Consider the following 19,941-nt stretch of genomic DNA (forward strand, 5'->3'; position numbering starts at 1 on the left):
CGTCAGCCTGCGACGACGCCGGACCAGCGCACGGTGGTCGGACCGCCCTGCGGGCTGACGACGGTCAGGCTCGCCCCGAGTGCGTCGGCCCGCTCGACGAGACCGGCCAGGCCGCGTCCGGCGGACACGTCGGCGCCGCCGCGGCCGTCGTCGGTGACGGTCATCGTGACGGTGTCGGCGACCGCCGACAGCGCGATGGACACGGTTGAGGCACCGGCGTGCTTGACCGCGTTCGTGACGGCTTCACTGGCGGTGTAGTAGAGCCCGCGCTCCACCTCGCTCGGCAGGCGCCGGCCCCGCACCCACCCGGTTCCGGCGATCACGCGCACCGCGATCGGTCCGCCGAGCTCGGCGCAGGCGGCTTCGATCCCGTGGTCCTCGAGCACGCGGGGATGAACGCCCCGGACGGTGTCGCGCAGGCTCGCCAGCGCCCGTTCGACCCGCTGCTGCGCGGCTTCGGCGTCGGCGCGAACGGCCGGGTCGGCGGTGAACTGGGCGAGCTCGCCGAGTTGCATGGCCGCGCCCACCAGCTCCTGCTGCGGCCCGTCGTGCAGGTCCCGCTCGATCTGGTGACGCTGGGCCTCGAACGAGTCGACGAGGACTCCGCGCGAGGACTGCAGTGCCGCGACCTGCGCTGCGAGATCGGACTCGCGCGGGCCCAGGAGCGCCTGGGCCGTCGAGGCGACGACGGCCGCGAGCACGGCGCACAGGTACAGGGTGACGATCAGCAGCGGAAGCGCGACGGGCACCATCGGCCATGCGGTGGCGGCCGAGTCGACGCGCCACGAGCCGATGGTCAGCCGCGCTCCGAGGCCGGTGAGCAGAGGCGCCAGGGCGCAGACGACGAGCAGGACGACTGCGACGGTCACCGCGATCGTGGCCGGCACCGCCAGCAGCGCCAGGATCAGCGAGTATCCGACCTCGCGCCGCGTCGCCGGATCGCGCAGGCGCAGACCGCTCGACGGTGCGCCGCCGAGTGGTCGGTGCGGATCGTCGATGGGCGCCAACCGCAGCAGCCGCACGCGCTGCCGTTCCAGGCGGGCCAGCGGCTGGGACCAGAATGCCGCGAACGGGAGCAGGATGATGAACGCGTACGTGAAGAACAGGAGCCAGCCCAGCACCAGGCTGATGAATGTGTAGGCCAGCGAGCGCCAGGGGTCGGCGGACAGCAGGAAGCGCACCGGCGACTGCGCCACCGCCTCCCACGGCGATCTCGTACGGACCGGTGATGAGTCGGGTGACACGGAGCGGGGTACCTCGTTGATCGTCATGACGGAAACGCTACGGTTGCGCCCGGCCGCGCACACTGGCCCGAGCCCGAGACTTCAGGGTAGCGCCCGCACTACCCCCGCGGCGCTGCCCCTGCGCCGCTGCCCACGGCGCCGCCCGGCCCAGACGACGGCACCCGGCCCAGACGACGGCACCCGGCCCAGACGACGGCACCCGCACCCCGCTGATCGCGGGGTGCGGGTGCGCGTCACTGGTCGGATTCGACTCAGGCGTCGGCCGTGGCCTCTTCCTTCGCCTCATCGCGGACGGGGACGAGGCTGATCTTGCCGCGCTCGTCGATGTCGGCGATCTCGACCTGGAGCTTGTCGCCCACCTTGACGACGTCCTCGACCTTGCCGATCCGCTTGCCGTTGCCCAGCTTGCTGATGTGGACCAGGCCGTCGCGGCCCGGCAGCAGCGAGACGAACGCGCCGAAGGCGGCCGTCTTCACGACGGTGCCCAGGAAGCGCTCGCCGACCTTGGGCAGCTGCGGGTTGGCGATGGCGTTGACCCGATCGATCGCCGCCTGCGCCGACGGGCCGTCGGCGGCGCCGATGAACACGGTGCCGTCGTCCTCGATCGAGATGTTGGCGCCGGTCTCCTCGGTGATGCCGTTGATCGTCTTGCCCTTGGGACCGATCAGCTCGCCGATCTTGTCCATCGGGATCTTGACGGTGGTGATCCGCGGCGCGTAGGGGCTCATCTCGTCGGGCTCGTCGATGGCCTCGGCCAGCACGTCGAGGATGGTCAGACGCGCCTGCTTGGCCTGGCTCAGGGCTCCGGCCAGCACCTTCGACGGGATGCCGTCGAGCTTGGTGTCGAGCTGCAGGGCGGTCACGAAGTCCTTGGTGCCCGCGACCTTGAAGTCCATGTCGCCGAACGCGTCCTCGGCGCCGAGGATGTCGGTCAGCGCGACGTAGCGGGTCTCGGTCTTGCCGTCGATGGTGACCTCGTCAGACACCAGACCCATCGCGATGCCCGCGACCGGCGCCTTCAGCGGCACGCCCGCGTTGTACAGCGAGATGGTCGACGCGCACACCGAACCCATCGAGGTCGAGCCGTTGGAGCCGAGGGCCTCGGACACCTGACGGATCGCGTAGGGGAACTCCTCGACGCTCGGCAGCACCGGCACCAGTGCGCGCTCGGCGAGCGCGCCGTGGCCGATCTCACGGCGCTTCGGCGAGCCGACGCGGCCGGTCTCACCGGTCGAGTACGGCGGGAAGTTGTAGTGATGCATGTAGCGCTTGCTGGTCTCGGGGCCGAGCGAGTCGATCTGCTGAGCCATCTTGACCATGTCGAGGGTGGTGACGCCCATGATCTGGGTCTCGCCGCGCTCGAACAGGGCGCTGCCGTGGGCGCGCGGGATCAGGCCCACCTCGGCCGAGAGCGCGCGGATGTCGGTGATGCCGCGGCCGTCGATCCGGAAGTGATCGGTCAGGATGCGCTGGCGCACGACCTTCTTGGTGAGCGAGCGGTAGGCCGCGCCCAGTTCGCCCTCGCGGCCGACGAAACGCTCACCGAGCGCCTCGAGCACATCGCCCTTGAGTGCGTCGGTGGCGTTGTCGCGCTCCTGCTTGTCGGCGATCGACATGGCCTCGCCGAGACGGTCGGTCGCGAACTCGGCGACGGCCTCGAAGGCGTCGTCGGCGTACGGCGGGAACAGCGGGAACTCGCGGGTCTCCTTGGCCGCGGCCGCGGCGAGCTGCTTCTGCGCCTCGCACAGGGTGGCGATGAACGGCTTGGCCGCCTCCAGGCCCTCGGCGACGACCGCCTCGTTCGGGGCCTGCGCACCGTCGGCGATCAGGGCGAGCACGTTGTCGGTGGCCTCGGCCTCGACCATCATGATCGCGACCTCGCCGTCGTCGGTCACGCGACCGGCGACGACCATGTTGAAGACGGCGCCCTCGAGCTGCTCGACGGTCGGGAAGGCGACCCACTGGCCGGCCTTGTTCTCCTCGGTGGGAATGAGCGCCACGCGCACGCCGCCGACCGGGCCCGAGAAGGGCAGGCCGGAGATCTGCGTGGACGCCGAGGCGGCGTTGATCGCGAGGACGTCGTAGAGGTCCTTCGGATCCAGCGACAGGACCGTCTCGACGATCTGGATCTCGTTGCGCAGACCGTCGACGAACGACGGACGCAGCGGACGGTCGATCAGGCGGCAGGTCAGGATCGCGTCGGTCGACGGGCGACCCTCGCGGCGGAAGAACGAGCCGGGGATGCGGCCCGCGGCGTACATGCGCTCCTCGACGTCGACGGTCAGCGGGAAGAAGTCGAAGTGCTCCTTCGGCGACTTGGACGCGGTGGTCGTCGACAGCAGCATGGTGCCCTCGTCGAGGTAGGCGACGACCGAGCCTGCGGCCTGCAGAGCGAGGCGGCCGGTCTCGAAGGTGATCGTCCGCGTACCGAACGATCCGTTGTCGATGACGGCGGAGACTTCGGTGACCGAATCATCGAAGTCGGCGTTGACATCAGTCAAGAGGTATTCCCTTTCGTTGCGGCCGCAGTGCCACCCGAAGGTGCGGGCTGCGACCGGGTATGGCGCAGTCGACTCGCGCAAGACGCAGCGAGCCGACGGGCGATTGGCGCGAGATTCACGGCAGATGAGAACAGCGCACCCGCGCTGTGAGCAGACGGCCTTCGATCGAAGCGGCCGGAACTTCTTCAGTACACGTTGGTTCTTCTGTACACGTTCCGGCGGCCACTACCGAGGACCGATCCGACGATCTCATCGATCCGACATCTGGCATCGATCGTCCGCCCACCAGCGTAACATTCTCGCTGCTGGTGACGTGGCCGTCGGCCGAACCTCGGGCGCGCCCCGACGTCCCGGCCCCGAAATCACGGCCCGGACACCGCTGCGGCCGCCGTCCCCGGAATCGGGAACGGCGGCCGCAGCGGCAAATCTGGAGATGCTGCGTCAGCGACGCAGGCCCAGACGCTCGATCAGCGAGCGGTAACGGTTGATGTCAACGCTGGCGATGTACTTGAGCAGACGACGGCGACGGCCGACGAGCAGCAGCAGACCACGACGGCTGTGGTGATCGTGCTTGTGGAACTTCAGGTGCTCGGTCAGGTCGGTGATGCGCTTGGTCAGCAGCGCGATCTGCGCCTCCGGCGAACCGGTGTCGGTCTCGTGCAGGCCGTACTCGGCCAGCACGGCCTTCTTCTCGTCGGCGGAAAGTGCCATGAGAGTTCTCCTCGATTTTCAGTTCCGTGCTCCAGACCCTGCACCTGCAGGGGGTGCGCCACCACGGACCGCAGCTGACACCAGCGGTCAAGGCTACCAGGGGCGCGGCGACGGTGAAAATCGGGCGACGGTGAAAATCGGGCGACGGTGAGAATCGGCCGGGGAACGTCGTCGCTACTGTGCGGCGAGCAGCGTGCGGGTGCGCTCGACGTCGTTGGTCATGGCGGCGATCAACGACTCCACGCTGTCGAAGGGCTCCATCCCGCGCAGGCGCGAGACGAAGTCGACGGCGACGTGCTGACCGTAGAAGTCGGCGTCGACGTCGAGCACATAGGCCTCCACCGTGCGGATGCGACCGGAGAAGGTCGGGTTGGTGCCGACCGAGACGGCGGCCGGATACCGTTCGCCGAGCACGATGCCGCGAGGTTCGGTGGCGCTGTCGAGCACGGTGAACCACGCCGCGTACACGCCGTCGCCGGGCACTGCGGCGTGCTCGGGCGGGGCCACGTTCGCGGTCGGGAAACCGAGGTCGCGGCCGCGTCGCTCCCCGTGCACCACCACGCCTTCGACGCGGTGCGGGCGACCGAGGGCCTCGGCCGCCAGCTCCACATCGCCCGAGGCGATGCACGATCGGATGTAGGTGGACGAGTAGGTGACGGTGTGCTCACCGAACAGCGACACGCCGGTGACCTCGAAGCCGAACCGCTCGCCGAGGTCTTTGAGCTTGGGGACGTCGCCCGCGGCCTTGTGCCCGAAGGTGAAGTTGTCGCCGACCACCACTTCGGCGGCGTGCAACTGTTCCACCAGCACCGAGTGCGCGAACTCCTCCGGCGACTGCGCCGCCATCGTCGGGTTGAAGGGCAGCACGCAGAAGACGTCGATGCCGAGTTCCTCGGCGAGATCGGCGCGCCGACGCAACGACGACAGCTGCGGCGGGTGGGTGCCGGGGCGCACCACCTCCATCGGGTGCGGATCGAAGGTCATCAGGACCGCGGGGACGCCGCGCTCGGCGGCCGCCTTGGTGGCGGCCGCGATCAACTGCGCGTGCCCGCGATGCACTCCGTCGAACACGCCGATGGTGACCACGCATCGCCCCCAGCCCGCGGGGACATCGTCCAAACCTCGCCAACGCAACACACGACAAGCGTACGACCTGCGGCCGCCAACGCGCATTCGACCCGCGGCCGCCGTCGCCCGTCGTCGCACGCGCGGCGAGCGCGCGGCGTTCAGCGAACCGTGCCCCAATGGGTAAGGTCGTGGTCATGCCCGATGCTCGCCCGGTGAACGAACTGACCTCGGTCACCCAGGATTATCTGAAAGTTATCTGGACCTCCCAGGAGTGGTCGGACGCGAAGGTATCCACGAAAGTCCTGGCAGAGAAGCTCGGCGTCTCGCCGTCGACGGTCTCCGAGGGCATCCGCAAACTGTCCGACCAGGGTCTGGTCGACCACGAGCCCTACGGCGGGGTGACGCTCACCGAAGCCGGCCGGGTGGCCGCAGTCGGCATGGTTCGCCGCCACCGGCTGCTGGAGACCTTCCTGGTCTGCGAACTCGGCTACCGCTGGGACGAGGTCCACGACGAGGCCGAGGTCCTCGAGCACGCGGTGTCCGAACAGCTGCTCGCCCACATCGACGCCAAACTCGGTCATCCGAAACGTGATCCGCACGGCGATCCGATCCCGCGGCCCGACGGCACCGTGCCCGAGTCTGGCTCGCGGCAGCTCGCCGACCTCGACGTGGACGAGGTCGGCGTGATCACCCGGATCTCCGACGCCGACCCGGAGATGCTGCGCTACTTCGAGGAGATCGGCGTCAACCTGGACTGCCGAATCCGGGTGATGCAGAAGCGCGCCTTCGCGGGCACCATCACGGTGTGCGTCGACGACTCCGAGCCGATTCACCTGGGTGACATCGCGGCCCGGGCGATCTTCCTGGACGGCTGACTTCGGGACCGCTCGGTCCGGTATGTCCGTCCCGGGGACGCCTGCCCCCGGGACGCGAGCACTCAGCGCAGGGTCGCCGGCCGGACCACCATCACCGAACTCGCGCGGCGGCCCTTCTCCTGAATCAGCGCGATCGCCTGACCGGACGGGTCGACGACGGTGTAGATCTCCTTCATGCCGATCGGCGTCAGCCATCGGCCCTGACTGATCGACTCGGCTTCGTCGTCGCTGATCGATCGGTGCGGGAAGCAGAGCTTGGCGGCGTCGTCGATGCCGAGGCTCAGGCCCGGCGCCGCCGAGACGTCGTCGATGCGGCGCGAATGCTCGAGCGTGAACGGTCCGACCGCGGTGCGGCGCAGGACCGTCAGATGCCCCCCCACCCCGAGTGCGCCGCCGAGATCGCGGGCCAGCGAACGGATGTAGGTGCCCGACGAGCAGTCGACCTCCACGTCGAGGTCGACGAAGCCGTCCGCCCGGCGGGTGCCGGTCACCTCGAAGCGGTGCACGGTCACCGACCGCGGCTTGAGCTCGAACTCCTCGCCGGTCCGCACCAGCGCGTGGGCGCGGCGGCCGTCGACCTTGATCGCACTGACCTTGGCCGGGATCTGCTGGATCTCGCCGGTGAGCGAGGCTACGACGGCCGCGATCTCGTCGTCGGTCACGCCGGCGGCGTCGGTGGTCGAGACGACCTCGCCCTCGGCGTCGTCGGTGGTCGTCGACTGTCCGAGCCGGATGGTGGCCGTGTAGGCCTTGGTGGTGAGCGAGAGGAGCCCGAGCAGTTTCGTGGCCCGTTCCACGCCCAGCACCAACACGCCGGTCGCCATCGGGTCGAGGGTGCCCGCATGACCGACCCGGCGGGTGTTGAAGGCCTTGCGGCACTTGGCGACCACGTCGTGGCTGGTCATGCCGGCGTCCTTGTCGACGACGAGGAGTCCGGCGTTCTCGATGGACGCGTCTGCCATGTCAGGTGAGTGCAATCGTGGTCAGGATCAGTCCGCGGGAGATCTGCCAGCGGCCGGGCAGCGTGAGCAGCGGCGGTCCGCCGTCGATCGCCGCGCCGTCGATCAGGATGGTCGAAGTGAAGGTACCGGCAGGCTCACCCGCGGTGCCAATCGTGTCGTCTCGCGTGAAGACGATGTGCGCGTCCTCGAAGCCCAGCCATCGCTGGGTGATCGGGAACCACGCCTTGTAGGTCGCTTCTTTGGCGCAGAACAGCAGACGATCCCAGTGCAGGTCGGTGTCGCGGGTGGCGAGGACCTCGCGTTCGGCGGCCACGCTGGTGTGGTCGAGCACGCCCTCGGGCAGCGCCTCGTGCGGTTCGGCGTCGATGCCGAGGGAGCGGACCTGCATCGAGTAGCCGACGACGGCGGCGCGGTAGCCGTCGCAGTGCGTCATGCTGCCGACCACCTGCCGCGGCCACAGCGGCATGCCGCGCTCGCCGCGCAGGATCGGCACCGGGTCGATCCCCAATTGCCCCAGGGCCTGTCGGGCGCAGTGTCGCGCGGTGGTGAACTCGCGCCGACGCTTCTCGACCGCCTTCGCGATCAGGCTCTCCTCGGCGGGCAGGACGGTGATTCCGTCCGGGTCGCCGAACGACTCGGCGGTGCCGACACCGGCGGGCATCAGGTCCTCGATCAACGGTCATCGTCCTTTCCGGCCGCGTCGGCTCGCTTCTGTCTGGCTTCGGCTCGACGGGCCCGGGTCCGCTCCACCCGCGCCCGGAACTCGGCGGCGCGTTCGGCGTAGTCCGGCGGCAGGTCGAAGCGGGCGCCGAACTCGTGCAGGTCGTCGGGCCTCAACCCGTCGTCGGGGGCGATCTTGCGCAGCAGCGGCTTCGGCAGACCTCGACGGCTCCACTCGCGCGGGTAGCCCACCGAGACCTCTTCGAAGCGGATGTCGTCGTACCAGGTGGTGCGCGGGATGTGCAGGTGCCCGTACACGCAGCAGGCAGCGTTGAAGCGCGTGTGCCAGTCGTCGGTCAGCTCCGATCCGCACCACAGGGCGAATTCCGGGTACATCAGGGCGTCGCAGGGTTCTCGGCGCAGCGGCCAGTGGTTGATGAGGATCGTCTTCTCGGCCGGATCGATGGCCTCCAGCCGGGCGCGCGTCGCCTCGATCCGCGCTCGTCCCCAGGCGTCGCGGGTGCCGTAGGGCTCGGGTGAGAGCAGGAATTCGTCGGTCGCGACGACGTTCGCCTCACGCGCCACCGCGAGGGCCTGCAGGGCCGTGCTCGTCCCCTCTGGACGGAAGGTGTAGTCGTAGAGCAGGAACATCGGCACCACCCGCACCGGGGGCGTTCCGTCACCCGGGTCGAACAGCGGGTACCGGTCTTCGGGCGTCACCACCCCGAGGTCACGACAGGCCTGCACGAGGTAGTCGTAGCGGGCGACGCCGAACACCTGGAGCGGGTCCTTGGACGTGGTGTAGAGCTCGTGGTTGCCGGGCACCCAGATCACCGTGTGGAAGCGGTTCTTCAGGCGCCGGAGGGTGTCGATGATGTCGTCGGTGCGTTCGGCGACGTCGCCGGCGACGATCAGCCAGTCCCCCGGATCCGAGGGCTTGATCTGGTCGAGGATCGGCTCGTTGCCTCGATGCGAGACGTGAAGATCGCTGATCGCCCAGAGCGTTGCCATGCCGACCATCGTGCCACGGCACCGAAAGGCGGTGACACGCCGATCGCCGCGGCCGCGCGGGCGGGCGGCTACAGCACGAATGAATAGACCAGGACGGCGGCCGAAGCGACCAGCATTCCCAGGCAGTTGACCCAGAAGGTGACGCCGAGGGCCCGTGCCCGCACGTGCGCTGCCGCCGCAGCCAGGAAGTACGCGATGACGCCGACGGTGGCCGCCGCCCCGATTCCGGGCTGCCAGAGGCCGACGAGGAGGCCACCGACCGCGAGCAGTTTGACGTAGACCAGCACCCAACCCCACTCGGAGATGGGGAAGCCGACGCCCTCGACGCACTCGCGGACGAACCGGACCGGGCGCACCGAGATGATCGCGTCGCCGAGCAGGACTGCGGCGAGCACGATCGTCGGCCACGCCGGAGCAGGCAGAGCAGACATGTCAGGACTCCCTTCTCGAGTCGCCGAGCAGGACCTCGGCCACTTCTCCCAGTTGCGTGCTGACGACGCTCATGTCCGCACCCGTCGCGGCGCTCGCGAGCAGCAGCCCGAGGTACGACAGATAGGTGGTTCGGGCCGCCGCCGACGATCGTCCGGCCAGGCCGGCGTCACGGAACACGGTCTCGAACGAGTCGGTCAGCACGATCGCCAGTCCGGCGAAGACCTCCGTCTCATGGCTTCCCCGGGCGAGCACCGCACCGTACTCGCGGGCGAGCCCGAGGTCGCTCTCGAACAGGTGGAGGAACGGCGCCACCAACCCCTGGATCCGCTGTGCCGCCGACTCGGTCACGAGCGCCTCGCCGGCACCCGAGCCTCGCTGGATGTCGCCGATCCACCGGTCGAAGCAGGCGAGCAGCAGCGCCTCCTTGTCTCCCACTCCCATGACCGTGCCCACGCTGACGTCCGCGTCGGCGGCGATCGCCCGCACCGTGGTCGCACGGAAGCCGTCGGCGCGGAAGAGCCGCTGCGCAGACGCGATGACTCGCTCGCGGGTCCGCTCGCGTTGCTCGGTCCGACCCGATTGAACCTGTTCACTGAACATGTTCATAACCCTAGTCCCGGTCGATCGGATCGGCAACGCTCCTCGACGAACGAGCCGAAGCCCCTGCGCGGTAGTAGGTTCGAAGGCATGACCACGCCAGTGCCTGTTCCGCCGCCGACGGTCGCCCTCTCACCGACGCCGAAGCTGCGCCACTTCCCCGATCGGGATCGCTACGAGCTCTGGTCCGGCGACGAGCTCGTCGGTGTCGAGGGCTACGAGCGCCGCGCCGACGGGACCCTGGTTCTGCTGCACACCGTCGTCACCGAGAAGTACGGGCGGGCCGGTTTCGCCCGACTGCTGGTCTCCTCGGTTCTCGATGAACTGATGGCCGAGGGAACCAAGATCGTCCCGGTCTGCACCTATGTCCAGACGTTCCTGGAGCGGTTCCCGCAGTATCAGTCGGCCCTCGCCGCGGACTGACCGACCGGCCCGCGATCCCGTGACATCCGGTACCGCCCGGGTACCGGGTGTCACGGAATCGGGCGGGTCGTCCCTGCTACGGCAACATCCATTCCCAACCCGCGAACCCCGAATCGCGAAGAATGAGAACGGTCGCGTCTTGAGGAACCGCGAAGTTGTCGCTACCGCGTCCCGTGTCGCCAACCTGCAGAACATCGTTGAGCGGGCCATGCTCGACGTCTTCACCGCACCAAACAGGTTTCACCTTGCTGACGTACCCGTCGGCAGTCTTGCTTCGCCAGTTGTCGCTGATCAAGAACAATCCAGGGTGACTCGTGCCCGGAAGGGGCGCACGCACATCCGCATCAATGGAGATCCGTACCACCTTCTGGTTCGCCTTGAGGTCACTATTGCGGGCACAGTTGATCAACTCCAATCCAGTCACAGTGAAGTTGACCGAACACGGTTCGTCGGCCCCTCTCCGCGAGCACCCCAACCCGGCCCGCTCGCCAACCTTCTTCTGAATCGGCTGATCACCTACAGCCGCCCCGGTGGGAGCGGTCGCAGACGCCACCGCCGGTTCGGCCTTGATCGAATCGGTCTCATCGGCTCCGCACCCAGCCATGCCGATGCTCCATCACCAGTCGGCGCTCGCCGCTGATTGACAACTGGCCCGCGATCTCGTGGCATCCGATACCTCCGGGGTACCGGGTGTCACGGAATCGGGCGGTTACTGAGGGGCGGCGTTGAGCACGCCGAGCACCTCGGCGATGCAGGTCGCCGCCTCGTCGGTGATCTCGTGCCAGGTGCAGACCTTCTTGCGCCAGAGCGCGTCATCGAGCGCGTTGAGCTTGGCTCGGTCCGACCGGAAGCGATCATGCTGATGATGAAACGCCCAACCGTCGATCTCGACGGCGAACTCGCGTTCCGGCCACGCGAAGTCCAGGCGCCACGGACCGAACCGGTACTGCTGAACCCAGCCGGTGATGCCCGCCTCCCGCAACAGCCGCGCGAAGATCCGCTCCGCCTCCGACTCCGAGTCGTCGGAGGCGACGGCCAGCAGCCGGCGTGCGGCGCCCATGCCCTTGCAGCCGCTGTTGCGTTCGACGACAGCAGCCAGTTCGTCGACCGTCACCGCGCCGGTCTGCAGCACTCGGTCCAGGAAGCGGCTTCCGTGGTCGACGGTGATCGACGTGAACAGGGCCGTCGCCGGCAACCGCGTGATCGGCAGGCCCCGCACCTGCGTCACGTCGTCGGGCAGGTGGCGACGTCGGATCAGATCGACCGGCCCCAACGGCCATCGGTCCGGACGAGTGCGGTCGAGCGCGCTGATCGTCATCGGAAACGGGAGGTCGTCGAGCAGTCCGTGCCACCACGCCGCGGTCGTTCGGTCAGCGACACCGCGATGAGCCGCGACCGCCGCGCGAACGAGCACCGACTCGGTCAGCGGATGGGCAGCCGACCGATGAACACCCGTCACGATCGACGCCCAGTCGCCCCGATCTAGCCTGCCCTTGATCTGCCGTCGACTCAGCCCCAGTCGCAGCGCCTCCGCACTCGTGATGACGCCGTCGTGATCGGCCAGATGAGCCGCGACCGCGGCCCGGCAGTCAGCTTCCGTCGCATCCCCCGCACGCGCTTTCCCCATGCCCGTTGGGACGCACACCGCGGCGGTCCGGTTCCCCGACACGCCGAACGACGGCCGAATCGAGACTGCGTCGTCCGACCGGCTACCTCACCCACGCCCCGCTGCGGACACGCCACACGACCGCGCCCAGCCGGGCGCACATGAACGCCAGGAGTCCGGTCCAGATGCCGGCCAGACCCCAGTCGAACGCCCAGGACAACCAGATCAGCGGCAGGAACGCCCCCAGTGCGCCGGCCAGCGTCGCGGTGCGCAGGAAGGCGGCGTCGCCGCTGCCGAGCAGCACGCCGTCGAGCGCGAAGACGACCCCCGCGATGGGGAGCATGGCGACGAAGAACCACCACGGCGTACGCATCGCCTCGAGGATCGTCGGATCGTCGGTGAAGATGCGCGGGATCACGCCGACGCCGACGGCGAGCACCGCCGCCAGCAGCACCGCCACCGCCAGCGACACGACGGTCGCACGTCTGGCGGCGTCCTTGGCGAGGCCGAAGGCCCGGGCGCCCAGCGCCGCACCGACCAGTTGCTGGGCAGCGATCGCCAGGGAGTCCAGCAGCAACGAGGTGAACTCCCACAACTGCAGGACCACCTGGTGCGCTGCCACCTGCGCGACGCCGAACCGGGCGGCGACGGCCGCGGCCGACACGAAGCACACCTGGAACGACAGGCTGCGCAACACCAGATCGCGCGCCATCGTCAGTTGGGCGCGGATCACCGGCCAGTCAGGTCCGAGGCGGCCCCGGTTCTCGCGGACCAGCCGAGCGGCGAACAATCCTCCGGTCAGGCTCTGGCCGGCGAGATTGGCCCACGCGCTGCCGTGCAGTCCCAGCCGCGGCAGGCCGCCGACCCCGTGTACGAGACCCACGCACAGCAGCGCGGCCGGCACCAGGCCCGCGATCACGAAGTACACCGGCCGACGGGTGTCCTGAACGCCGCGCAGCCATCCGTTGCCCGCCATCGACAGCAGGATGGCGGGCACGCCGAACACCGCGATCCGCAACCATCCGGCGGCGTCTGCGGCGACCTGCGCATCGGGAACCAGGGCGCCGGTGATCCACGGCGCGGCGCCGAAGACGGCGGCGACGATCACTGCCCCCACCCCCAACGCGATCCACGACGCCTGCACTCCCTCGGCGACCGCGCGGGGACGGTCTCCGGCGCCGAAGGCGCGCGCCGACCGGGCGGTCGTGCCGTACGAGAGGAAGGTCAGCTGCGTGCTCACCACCGCCAGCACCAGGGTCGCGACGGTGAGAGCGGCGAGTTCGGTGGGCCCCAGCCGCCCGACCACCGCGAGGTCGAGCATCAGATACAAGGGCGGCGCCACCAGTACGACGAGCGCCGAACCCGCCAGCTTAAACACTGCTGTGCTCGACCTCAGTCCGGCAGAGCCGCGAGCAGCCGACCGACGACCTCGTCCGCTTCGCCCGCATCGCTGTAGCCCGCCGCGCGGACGTGTCCGCCGCCGCCGAGCGCACGCGCGATCGGGACCACGTCGACGTCGGTCTTACTGCGCAACGACACCGTCCACGAGCCCGGGCCGACCTCCTTGAAGACCGCCGCCAGCTCGGCTTCGCGCGCGGTGCGCACGATGTCGATCACGCTCTCGGACTCGTCCCAGTTCATGCCGGACATCTGCTCGTGGGTGACGATCCCGTAAACGAGTCCGCGCCCGCCGAGCGCTTCGGTGTCCAGGACCGAGTCGGCGAGCACGGCCGAGACCATCTGCAGCCACGAGTACGGGTGGGAGTCGAGAAGCAGTCGACTCCAGCGCCGACCGTCGACGCCGGCCTCGAGCAGCCTGGCGGCGATGCCGAACGACGCCGGGCGAGCCCACTTGAAGGAGCCCGTGTCGGTCACCAGCCCCGCGTACAGGCAGGTCGCGATGTCGGCGTTCAAGGCGACGCCCAGCGCATCGGTCACCTCCAACACGATCGACGCCGTGCAGTCGGCCGCCGGGTCGATCAGATCCAGGTCGGCGAACCCGGCGTTGGAGATGTGGTGATCGATGCACACGGTGACCGCGCCGGCGCGGAAGAACTCTTCGAGGTCCCCCAGCCGACCAACGGTCGCCGCGTCCACCGAGACGGTGACGTCGGCGACCGGCAGCTCGTCGGCACCGACCATCAGCTCCACCCCGGGCAGCCCCCGCAGGGGGCCGGGCAGCGGCTCGGGGCCGGAGAACGCGCAGTGCACGCGTTTGCCCAGCTCCACGAGCGCCAGTCCCAGCCCCAACGCGCTGCCGATGGTGTCGGCGTCGGGCCGCATGTGGCTGATGATCGCGACCGAGTCGGCGGCGCGCAGGGCCGCGGCCACCGATTCGCTCGAGGCGAGGTTCACCCGCGGGTGTCCTCTGCTTCGTCGACGTCGTTGCGGCGGTACGGATCGTCGTCGCCCGCGGGCTTCGCATCGCGTGCCGCCCGAGCGACCGACTCGTCCTGGGCGCGAGCCCGAGCCAGCAGCTCGTCCATCGCCCGAGTCGCGTCGGGCACGGTGTCGAGTTCGAACCGGAGCGTCGGGGTGAACCGGACGCCCGTCCCCGCGCCGACCATCGATCGGAGCGCGCCGGTCGCGGCGGCCAGACCGGCCGCCGCTTCCGCCACATCGGGTTCGGAGTCCACCGAATCGCCCATCACGGTGTAGAACACGGTCGCGTCGTGCAGATCGCCGGTCACCCGGCAATCCGTGATCGTGACGTGGGCCAGCCGCGGATCCTTGATCTCCCCACCGATCGCCGAGGCGACGATGGTGGTGATCCGTTTCGCGAGCCGGGCGGCCCGTGCGGGATCTGCCATGGCCTAGTCCCGCGCCTTCTCGACCATCTCGAACGCCTCGATCACATCGCCGACCTTGATGTCGCTGTAGGTCAGCGTGAGACCGCACTCGTAGCCTTCGCGGACCTCGGTCGCGTCGTCCTTCTCCCGCTTCAGCGAACTGATCGTGAGGTTGTCGGCGACGACCGCGTTGTCACGCAGCAGACGAGCCTTGGCGTTGCGACGCATGATGCCCGACTGGACCAGGCAGCCTGCGATGTTGCCGACCTTGGACGACTTGAAGATCGCACGGATCTCGGCACGACCGAGCTCGGACTCCTCGTAGATCGGCTTGAGCATGCCCTTGAGCGCTGCCTCGATCTCCTCGATCGCCTTGTAGATGATCGAGTAGTAGCGGATCTCGACGCCCTCGCGGTTGGCGAGCTCGGTGGCCTTGCCCTCCGCGCGGACGTTGAAGCCGATGATGATCGCATCCGACGCGGCTGCCAGGTTGACGTTGGTCTCGGTGATGCCACCGACACCGCGGTCGATGACGCGCAGCGAGACCTCGTCGTCGATCTCGATCTGAAGCAGCGCCTCTTCGAGCGCCTCGACGGTGCCCGAGTTGTCGCCCTTCAGGATCAGGTTCAGCTGGCTGGTCTCCTTGAGCGCCTTGTCCAGGTCCTCGAGGCTGATCCGCTTGCGGCTGCGTGCGGCCAGCGCATTGCGCTTGCGCGCATTGCGACGGTCCGCGATCTGCCGCGCAATGCGGTCCTCCTCGACGACGAGCAGCGTGTCGCCCGCTCCCGGCACCGACGTGAAGCCGATGACCTCGACCGGACGCGACGGGTACGCCTCTTCGACGTCGTCGCCGTGCTCGTCGACCATGCGCCGGACACGCCCGTAGGCGTCGCCCGCGACGATCGAGTCGCCGACCCGCAGGGTGCCGCGCTGGATGAGCACCGTCGCCACCGGGCCGCGACCGCGGTCCAGGTGAGCTTCGATGGCCACACCCTGTGCGTCCATGTCGGGGTTGGCGCGCAGGTCGAGCGATGCGTCCGCGGTGAGCAGCACGGCCTCGAGCAGCGCATCGATGTTGGTGCCCTGCTTCGCCGAGATGTCGACGAACATGGTGTCGCCGCCGTACTCCTCGGGCACCAGACCGTACTCGGTCAGCTGGCCGCGGATCTTGGTCGGATCGGCGCCTTCCTTGTCGATCTTGTTGACCGCCACGACGATCGGCACGTCGGCCGCCTGAGCGTGGTTCAGCGCCTCCACCGTCTGCGGCATGACGCCGTCGTCGGCGGCGACCACGAGGATCGCGATGTCCGTCGACTTCGCACCGCGGGCACGCATGGCGGTGAACGCCTCGTGACCCGGGGTGTCGATGAACGTGATCAGCCGGTCTTCGTCGTTCAGGTGCGTGTTGACCTGGTACGCGCCGATGTGCTGCGTGATGCCGCCGGCCTCGCCGCCGCCCACGTTCTCCTTGCGGATCGTGTCGAGCAGGCGGGTCTTGCCGTGGTCGACGTGACCCATGACGGTGACCACCGGCGGACGCTGGGCGAGATCCTCTTCGCCGCCCTCGTCCTCGCCGAAGGTGAGATCGAAGTTCGCGAGGAGCTCACGGTCCTCGTCCTCCGGGCTGACGACCTGGACGACGTAGTTCATCTCGCCGCCGAGCAGCTCCAGCGTCTCGTCGTTGACCGACTCGGTCGCCGTGACCATCTCGCCGAGGTTGAACAGCGCCTGGACCAGCGAAGCCGGGTTGGCGTTGATCTTGTCGGCGAAGTCCGACAGCGAGGCGCCGCGGGCGAGGCGGATGACCTCGCCGTTGCCGTGCGGCAACCGGACGCCGCCGACCTCTGGTGCGCGCATCGAGTCATACTCTTGACGCTTCTGCCGCTTCGACTTGCGACCACGACGCGGAGCGCCGCCGGGACGACCGAAGGCGCCCGCCGTGCCGCCGCGACCACGACCGCCGCCGCCACCGGGACGACCGCGGAAGCCGCCGCCCGCGGGTGCTGCGCCGCCGCCGCCACCGCCGTTACGGAAGCCGCCGCCGGGACCACCGGTACGACCGCCGGGCCCGCCGCGACCACCCGGACGCGCATCGGGGCGTGCCGCACGCTGCGGCATCGCGCCCGGGCTCGGGCGAGGCGGCATGTTGCCGGGGTTGGGACGGGGACCGCCCGAACCGCCGGGACGAGGCCCGCCGGCGCCGGGACGTGCACCCTGCGCGCCGGGACGAGGTCCGCCCTGGCCGCCGGGGCGCGGACCGCCCTGACCGGGACGACCGCCCGGACGCGGACCCGCCGCACCCGGACGCGGGCCCATCGGACGAGGGGCCGGCGTGGGAGCCGACGAATACGGGTTGTTGCCGACGCGCGGAGCGCGCGGGCCGGGGCGCGGTCCCGGACGGGGGCCCGGGGTCGCAGGCTTGGGCGCAGCCGAGGGCTGAGCAGCCGAGCTCTGAGCGGGCGATCCCTGATCTGCAGCCGCCGCGGGGGCGGCGGGCTTCGCCGCCGGGGCGGGTGCGGGTGCCGGTGCGGGCGCCTTGGGCGCCGGCTTCGGGCCGGGCTTGGGACCGCTGCCCGCAGACTTGGCGGGAGCCGCCGGTGCCGACTCGGCGACCGGAGCCGCCTTCGCGGGTGCGGGCTTGGGGCCCGGCTTGGGACCGGGCTTTGCGCCGGACGGCTTGGCCGCCGGCTTCGCCGGGGCGGATGCGCCTCCGGACGTGAAAGATTCGCGCAGTCGACGTGCCACAGGGGCTTCGACCGTCGACGATGCGGACTTGACGAACTCGCCCTGCTCCTTGAGCCGCTCCAGCACTACCTTGCTGGCGACGCCCAATTCCTTGGCCAATTCGTGAACGCGGGCTTTGCCTGCCACTGCTCTCCTCACTTGGAGGTCGAGCGGGCTGCCCGCGTCGACCTCGGTTTATTCAGTAAACGTGCTCATCGTGGAGACTTCACGGTGTGCTCATGTCATCTGCTACCTGTCCTGACTCCCTGCGGAGTCCTCATTCGTGACCGCGCCGAGTTGATCGGCGAGATCGTCCGGTCTCACGACGACGCCGCGATCCCGTAGTGCCGTTCCGAACGCCTTGCGCCGCACCGCGTTCTCCAGACAGGTCTGGTCGCGATGAAGCCAGGCGCCGCGTCCCGGCAGTCTCCCCCGTCGGTCGACAGTCACGTGCGCCGCATTGTCTGTGCCGCACACGGCAACCAACCTGATCAGCGAAGAAGCTTGATCGCGGCGACGACAACCGATGCAGGTACGCGTCGGGGATGTCGACTTTCGAAGGGCCACAGGTCAGTTTAGCGTATCCGCGGAGGTCTCGGTGACACCACCGGTGTCGTCCCCGCCACTGTCGCCGCCGCGCTCGCCCTCGTGCTCGGCCGCACCGGCTTCGCGGGGACCGCCGTCGCCGGAGTCGGACCGGATGTCGATGCGCCACCCGGTCAGCCGTGCCGCCAGTCGGGCGTTCTGCCCCTCCTTGCCGATCGCCAGCGACAGCTGGTAGTCGGGCACGATGACGCGCGCGGCCTTCGTCTCCTGGTCGACCACCGTCACCGAGACCACCTTGGCGGGCGAGAGCGCATTGCCGACGAAAGCGGCCGGGTCGGCGGCGTAGTCGATGATGTCGATCTTCTCGCCGGACAGCTCGCTCATCACGTTGCGGACGCGCTGACCCATCGGGCCGATGCAGGCGCCCTTCGCGTTCAGGCCGGCGACGCCGGTGTGGACGGCGATCTTCGACCGGTGGCCTGCCTCGCGGGCCACCGCGACGATCTCCACGGAGCCGTCGGCGATCTCCGGCACCTCGAGGGCGAACAGCTTGCGCACCAGGTTCGGGTGGGTGCGCGAGAGGGTGATCTGCGGCCCGCGGGCACCGCGAGCGACGCCGACCACGTAGCACTTGATGCGGTCGCCGTGCTTGTAACGCTCGCCCGGCACCTGCTCGGCCGACGGGATGACGCCCTCGGTGGCGTTCGAGTCGCTGCCGATCTGCACGATCACCATGCCGCGGGCGTTGGCGCGGGCGTCGGCCTGCACGACGCCGCCGACCACCTCCCCCTCGTGGGCGACGAGCTCGCCGTAGTTCTTCTCGTTCTCCGCGTCCCGCAGGCGCTGCAGGATCACCTGGCGCGCGGTGGTCGCCGCGATCCGGCCGAAGCCCTCCGGGGTGTCGTCCCACTCGTGGACCACATCACGGTTCTCGTCGAGTTCCTGCGCCATCACGCGCACCTGCCCGGACTTGCGGTCGACGTCGATGCGGGCGTTCGGCGAGGCCCCGTCGGTGTGCCGGTACGCGGTGAGCAGAGCGGTCTCGATCGCCGCGAGGATCGTCTCGGCGGGCACGCCCTTGTCGGCTTCGAGCAGTCTCAGCGCGCTGATGTCGATGTGCATGGTGGCGACTCCTATTCGCTTGTCTGATTGAGTTGTCGGGAGGGTACGGGTGCAGGTGGGACGGGCGGCGGGCGGTCAGGACGCCGGGGTGCGCCGTCGGACGATCTCGGCGTCGTCGAGACCGCAGGCGCGCAGGACCGCCTCGCTCGGGCGGGTGAAGTCGACGTCGACGACCGCCCGAGCGATCGCGGCGTACGGCACCTGGACGGTCCCGAGTCGGCCCTTGTCTGCGGTGACCAGGGTGACGCCGTCGGCGTCGCTGTCGCCGATGCGAGCCGCCAGCTTCCGGTCGGATCCGTCGGCCGAGTACTCGACGGTGACCGCGCGCCCGCGGTTGCGCAGCCAATGCCGCGGCGAGGTCAGCGGACGACCGATGCCGGGGGTCGTCACCTCCAGATCATACGGTGCGGTCCCCAGCGCATCGGAATCGTCGAGCGTCGACTCGAGCGCGCGGCTCACCTCGGCCAGTGCGTCGAGATCGGCGCCGCCGTCGCGGTCGACGACGATCCGGATCTCCCGTCGTCCCGGCGGGGTCAGGACCGCGACCTCCTCGAGGTCGAACCCGAGTTGCGCGAGCGCGGGTGCCACCAGCGCTTCGATTGCTCCGACCAGGGCTTCGCCCGCCATGTCCGCGATCCTCCATACCGATGTGTGTTGATGCTCCGGCGCC

At 69.6% G+C, this 19,941-nt stretch carries 20 protein-coding genes; 2 read left to right on the plus strand and 18 right to left on the minus strand.

What is annotated here, in order from left to right:
- Positions 1–2: 2 nt before the first annotated feature.
- The 4 genes from AAFO60_RS01540 to AAFO60_RS01555 form a co-directional block, all read right to left on the minus strand.
- A complete protein-coding gene (locus AAFO60_RS01540) occupies positions 3–1,271 on the minus strand; it encodes a sensor histidine kinase (RefSeq protein WP_347954379.1) in 1,269 nt (422 codons plus the stop codon).
- A 224-nt stretch (positions 1,272–1,495) separates the two neighbouring features.
- Complete coding sequence (locus tag AAFO60_RS01545) at positions 1,496–3,745, minus strand: polyribonucleotide nucleotidyltransferase (RefSeq protein WP_347954380.1); 2,250 nt, start codon at positions 3,743–3,745, stop codon at positions 1,496–1,498.
- Between the two features lie 441 nt (positions 3,746–4,186).
- Positions 4,187–4,456, minus strand: coding sequence for a 30S ribosomal protein S15 (gene rpsO, locus AAFO60_RS01550; protein ID WP_347954381.1), 270 nt, complete (start codon positions 4,454–4,456; stop codon positions 4,187–4,189).
- A gap of 174 nt (positions 4,457–4,630) precedes the next feature.
- Complete coding sequence (locus AAFO60_RS01555) at positions 4,631–5,593, minus strand: bifunctional riboflavin kinase/FAD synthetase (protein WP_347954382.1); 963 nt, start codon at positions 5,591–5,593, stop codon at positions 4,631–4,633.
- A 125-nt stretch (positions 5,594–5,718) separates the two neighbouring features.
- Between AAFO60_RS01555 and AAFO60_RS01560 the strand changes: the two genes are divergently transcribed.
- Positions 5,719–6,399, plus strand: a complete 681-nt coding sequence (locus tag AAFO60_RS01560; RefSeq protein WP_347954383.1) for a metal-dependent transcriptional regulator — start codon at positions 5,719–5,721, stop codon at positions 6,397–6,399.
- A gap of 62 nt (positions 6,400–6,461) precedes the next feature.
- Here AAFO60_RS01560 and truB read toward each other — a convergent pair whose 3' ends face one another.
- The 5 genes from truB to AAFO60_RS01585 form a co-directional block, all read right to left on the minus strand.
- The gene (truB, locus tag AAFO60_RS01565; RefSeq protein ID WP_347954384.1) at positions 6,462–7,361 is read right to left on the minus strand and encodes a tRNA pseudouridine(55) synthase TruB; all 900 of its coding nucleotides are present in this window, start codon (positions 7,359–7,361) and stop codon (positions 6,462–6,464) included.
- 1 nt (position 7,362) lies between these two features.
- The gene (locus tag AAFO60_RS01570) at positions 7,363–8,037 is read right to left on the minus strand and encodes a 4'-phosphopantetheinyl transferase family protein (RefSeq protein WP_347954385.1); all 675 of its coding nucleotides are present in this window, start codon (positions 8,035–8,037) and stop codon (positions 7,363–7,365) included.
- The gene (locus tag AAFO60_RS01575; protein WP_347954386.1) at positions 8,034–9,032 is read right to left on the minus strand and encodes a metallophosphoesterase family protein; all 999 of its coding nucleotides are present in this window, start codon (positions 9,030–9,032) and stop codon (positions 8,034–8,036) included. The genes AAFO60_RS01570 and AAFO60_RS01575 overlap by 4 nt, the downstream gene beginning before the upstream one ends.
- A gap of 68 nt (positions 9,033–9,100) precedes the next feature.
- Positions 9,101–9,463 carry a DoxX family protein gene (locus AAFO60_RS01580; RefSeq protein ID WP_347954387.1) on the minus strand — a complete coding sequence of 121 codons (363 nt, stop codon included), beginning with the start codon at positions 9,461–9,463 and terminating at the stop codon, positions 9,101–9,103.
- A 1-nt stretch (position 9,464) separates the two neighbouring features.
- A complete protein-coding gene (locus AAFO60_RS01585) occupies positions 9,465–10,064 on the minus strand; it encodes a TetR/AcrR family transcriptional regulator (RefSeq protein ID WP_347954388.1) in 600 nt (199 codons plus the stop codon).
- Positions 10,065–10,151: 87 nt separating this feature from the next.
- Here AAFO60_RS01585 and AAFO60_RS01590 point away from each other — a divergent pair, with 87 nt between their 5' ends.
- A complete protein-coding gene (locus AAFO60_RS01590; RefSeq protein ID WP_347954389.1) occupies positions 10,152–10,484 on the plus strand; it encodes a GNAT family N-acetyltransferase in 333 nt (110 codons plus the stop codon).
- Between the two features lie 76 nt (positions 10,485–10,560).
- Here AAFO60_RS01590 and AAFO60_RS01595 read toward each other — a convergent pair whose 3' ends face one another.
- The 9 genes from AAFO60_RS01595 to rimP all read right to left on the minus strand — a co-directional run bounded on the left by AAFO60_RS01595 (position 10,561) and on the right by rimP (position 19,898).
- A complete protein-coding gene (locus AAFO60_RS01595) occupies positions 10,561–11,088 on the minus strand; it encodes a hypothetical protein (protein WP_347954390.1) in 528 nt (175 codons plus the stop codon).
- Positions 11,089–11,193: 105 nt separating this feature from the next.
- Entirely contained in the window at positions 11,194–12,111 is a 918-nt protein-coding gene (locus tag AAFO60_RS01600) for a hypothetical protein (protein WP_347954391.1), read from the minus strand.
- Between the two features lie 82 nt (positions 12,112–12,193).
- Entirely contained in the window at positions 12,194–13,468 is a 1,275-nt protein-coding gene (locus AAFO60_RS01605; RefSeq protein ID WP_347954392.1) for an MATE family efflux transporter, read from the minus strand.
- Positions 13,469–13,482: 14 nt separating this feature from the next.
- The gene (locus AAFO60_RS01610; protein WP_347954393.1) at positions 13,483–14,445 is read right to left on the minus strand and encodes a DHH family phosphoesterase; all 963 of its coding nucleotides are present in this window, start codon (positions 14,443–14,445) and stop codon (positions 13,483–13,485) included.
- Entirely contained in the window at positions 14,442–14,900 is a 459-nt protein-coding gene (gene rbfA, locus AAFO60_RS01615) for a 30S ribosome-binding factor RbfA (RefSeq protein ID WP_347954394.1), read from the minus strand. Before rbfA ends, AAFO60_RS01610 begins: the two co-directional genes overlap by 4 nt.
- Before the next feature lie 3 nt (positions 14,901–14,903).
- On the minus strand, positions 14,904–17,750 hold the full coding sequence (gene infB / locus AAFO60_RS01620; RefSeq protein WP_347954395.1) for a translation initiation factor IF-2: 2,847 nt from the start codon (positions 17,748–17,750) through the stop codon (positions 14,904–14,906).
- 102 nt (positions 17,751–17,852) lie between these two features.
- Positions 17,853–18,170, minus strand: coding sequence for a YlxR family protein (locus AAFO60_RS01625; RefSeq protein WP_347954396.1), 318 nt, complete (start codon positions 18,168–18,170; stop codon positions 17,853–17,855).
- A gap of 3 nt (positions 18,171–18,173) precedes the next feature.
- Positions 18,174–19,271 (minus strand): transcription termination factor NusA, encoded by a 1,098-nt coding sequence (gene nusA, locus AAFO60_RS01630; protein ID WP_347954397.1) that lies wholly within the window; start codon positions 19,269–19,271, stop codon positions 18,174–18,176.
- 75 nt (positions 19,272–19,346) lie between these two features.
- Complete coding sequence (rimP, locus tag AAFO60_RS01635; protein WP_347954398.1) at positions 19,347–19,898, minus strand: ribosome maturation factor RimP; 552 nt, start codon at positions 19,896–19,898, stop codon at positions 19,347–19,349.
- Between the last annotated feature and the right edge of the window lie 43 nt (positions 19,899–19,941).

Origin of the sequence: Gordonia aichiensis, from assembly GCF_039946255.1 — a bacterium.
Taxonomy (GTDB): Bacteria; Actinomycetota; Actinomycetes; order Mycobacteriales; family Mycobacteriaceae; genus Gordonia; species Gordonia aichiensis_A.

What these genes read in the sequence shown, in the direction of transcription:
- AAFO60_RS01540 (WP_347954379.1), bottom strand. Translation starts at nt 1,271, where the DNA reads ATGACGATCAACGAGGTACCCCGCTCCGTGTCACCCGACTCATCACCG.
- rpsO (WP_347954381.1), bottom strand. Translation starts at nt 4,456, where the DNA reads ATGGCACTTTCCGCCGACGAGAAGAAGGCCGTGCTGGCCGAGTACGGC.
- AAFO60_RS01560 (WP_347954383.1), top strand. Translation starts at nt 5,719, where the DNA reads ATGCCCGATGCTCGCCCGGTGAACGAACTGACCTCGGTCACCCAGGAT.
- truB (WP_347954384.1), bottom strand. Translation starts at nt 7,361, where the DNA reads ATGGCAGACGCGTCCATCGAGAACGCCGGACTCCTCGTCGTCGACAAG.
- AAFO60_RS01575 (WP_347954386.1), bottom strand. Translation starts at nt 9,032, where the DNA reads ATGGCAACGCTCTGGGCGATCAGCGATCTTCACGTCTCGCATCGAGGC.
- AAFO60_RS01580 (WP_347954387.1), bottom strand. Translation starts at nt 9,463, where the DNA reads ATGTCTGCTCTGCCTGCTCCGGCGTGGCCGACGATCGTGCTCGCCGCA.
- AAFO60_RS01585 (WP_347954388.1), bottom strand. Translation starts at nt 10,064, where the DNA reads ATGTTCAGTGAACAGGTTCAATCGGGTCGGACCGAGCAACGCGAGCGG.
- AAFO60_RS01590 (WP_347954389.1), top strand. Translation starts at nt 10,152, where the DNA reads ATGACCACGCCAGTGCCTGTTCCGCCGCCGACGGTCGCCCTCTCACCG.
- AAFO60_RS01595 (WP_347954390.1), bottom strand. Translation starts at nt 11,088, where the DNA reads ATGGCTGGGTGCGGAGCCGATGAGACCGATTCGATCAAGGCCGAACCG.
- AAFO60_RS01600 (WP_347954391.1), bottom strand. Translation starts at nt 12,111, where the DNA reads ATGGGGAAAGCGCGTGCGGGGGATGCGACGGAAGCTGACTGCCGGGCC.
- rbfA (WP_347954394.1), bottom strand. Translation starts at nt 14,900, where the DNA reads ATGGCAGATCCCGCACGGGCCGCCCGGCTCGCGAAACGGATCACCACC.
- nusA (WP_347954397.1), bottom strand. Translation starts at nt 19,271, where the DNA reads ATGCACATCGACATCAGCGCGCTGAGACTGCTCGAAGCCGACAAGGGC.
- rimP (WP_347954398.1), bottom strand. Translation starts at nt 19,898, where the DNA reads ATGGCGGGCGAAGCCCTGGTCGGAGCAATCGAAGCGCTGGTGGCACCC.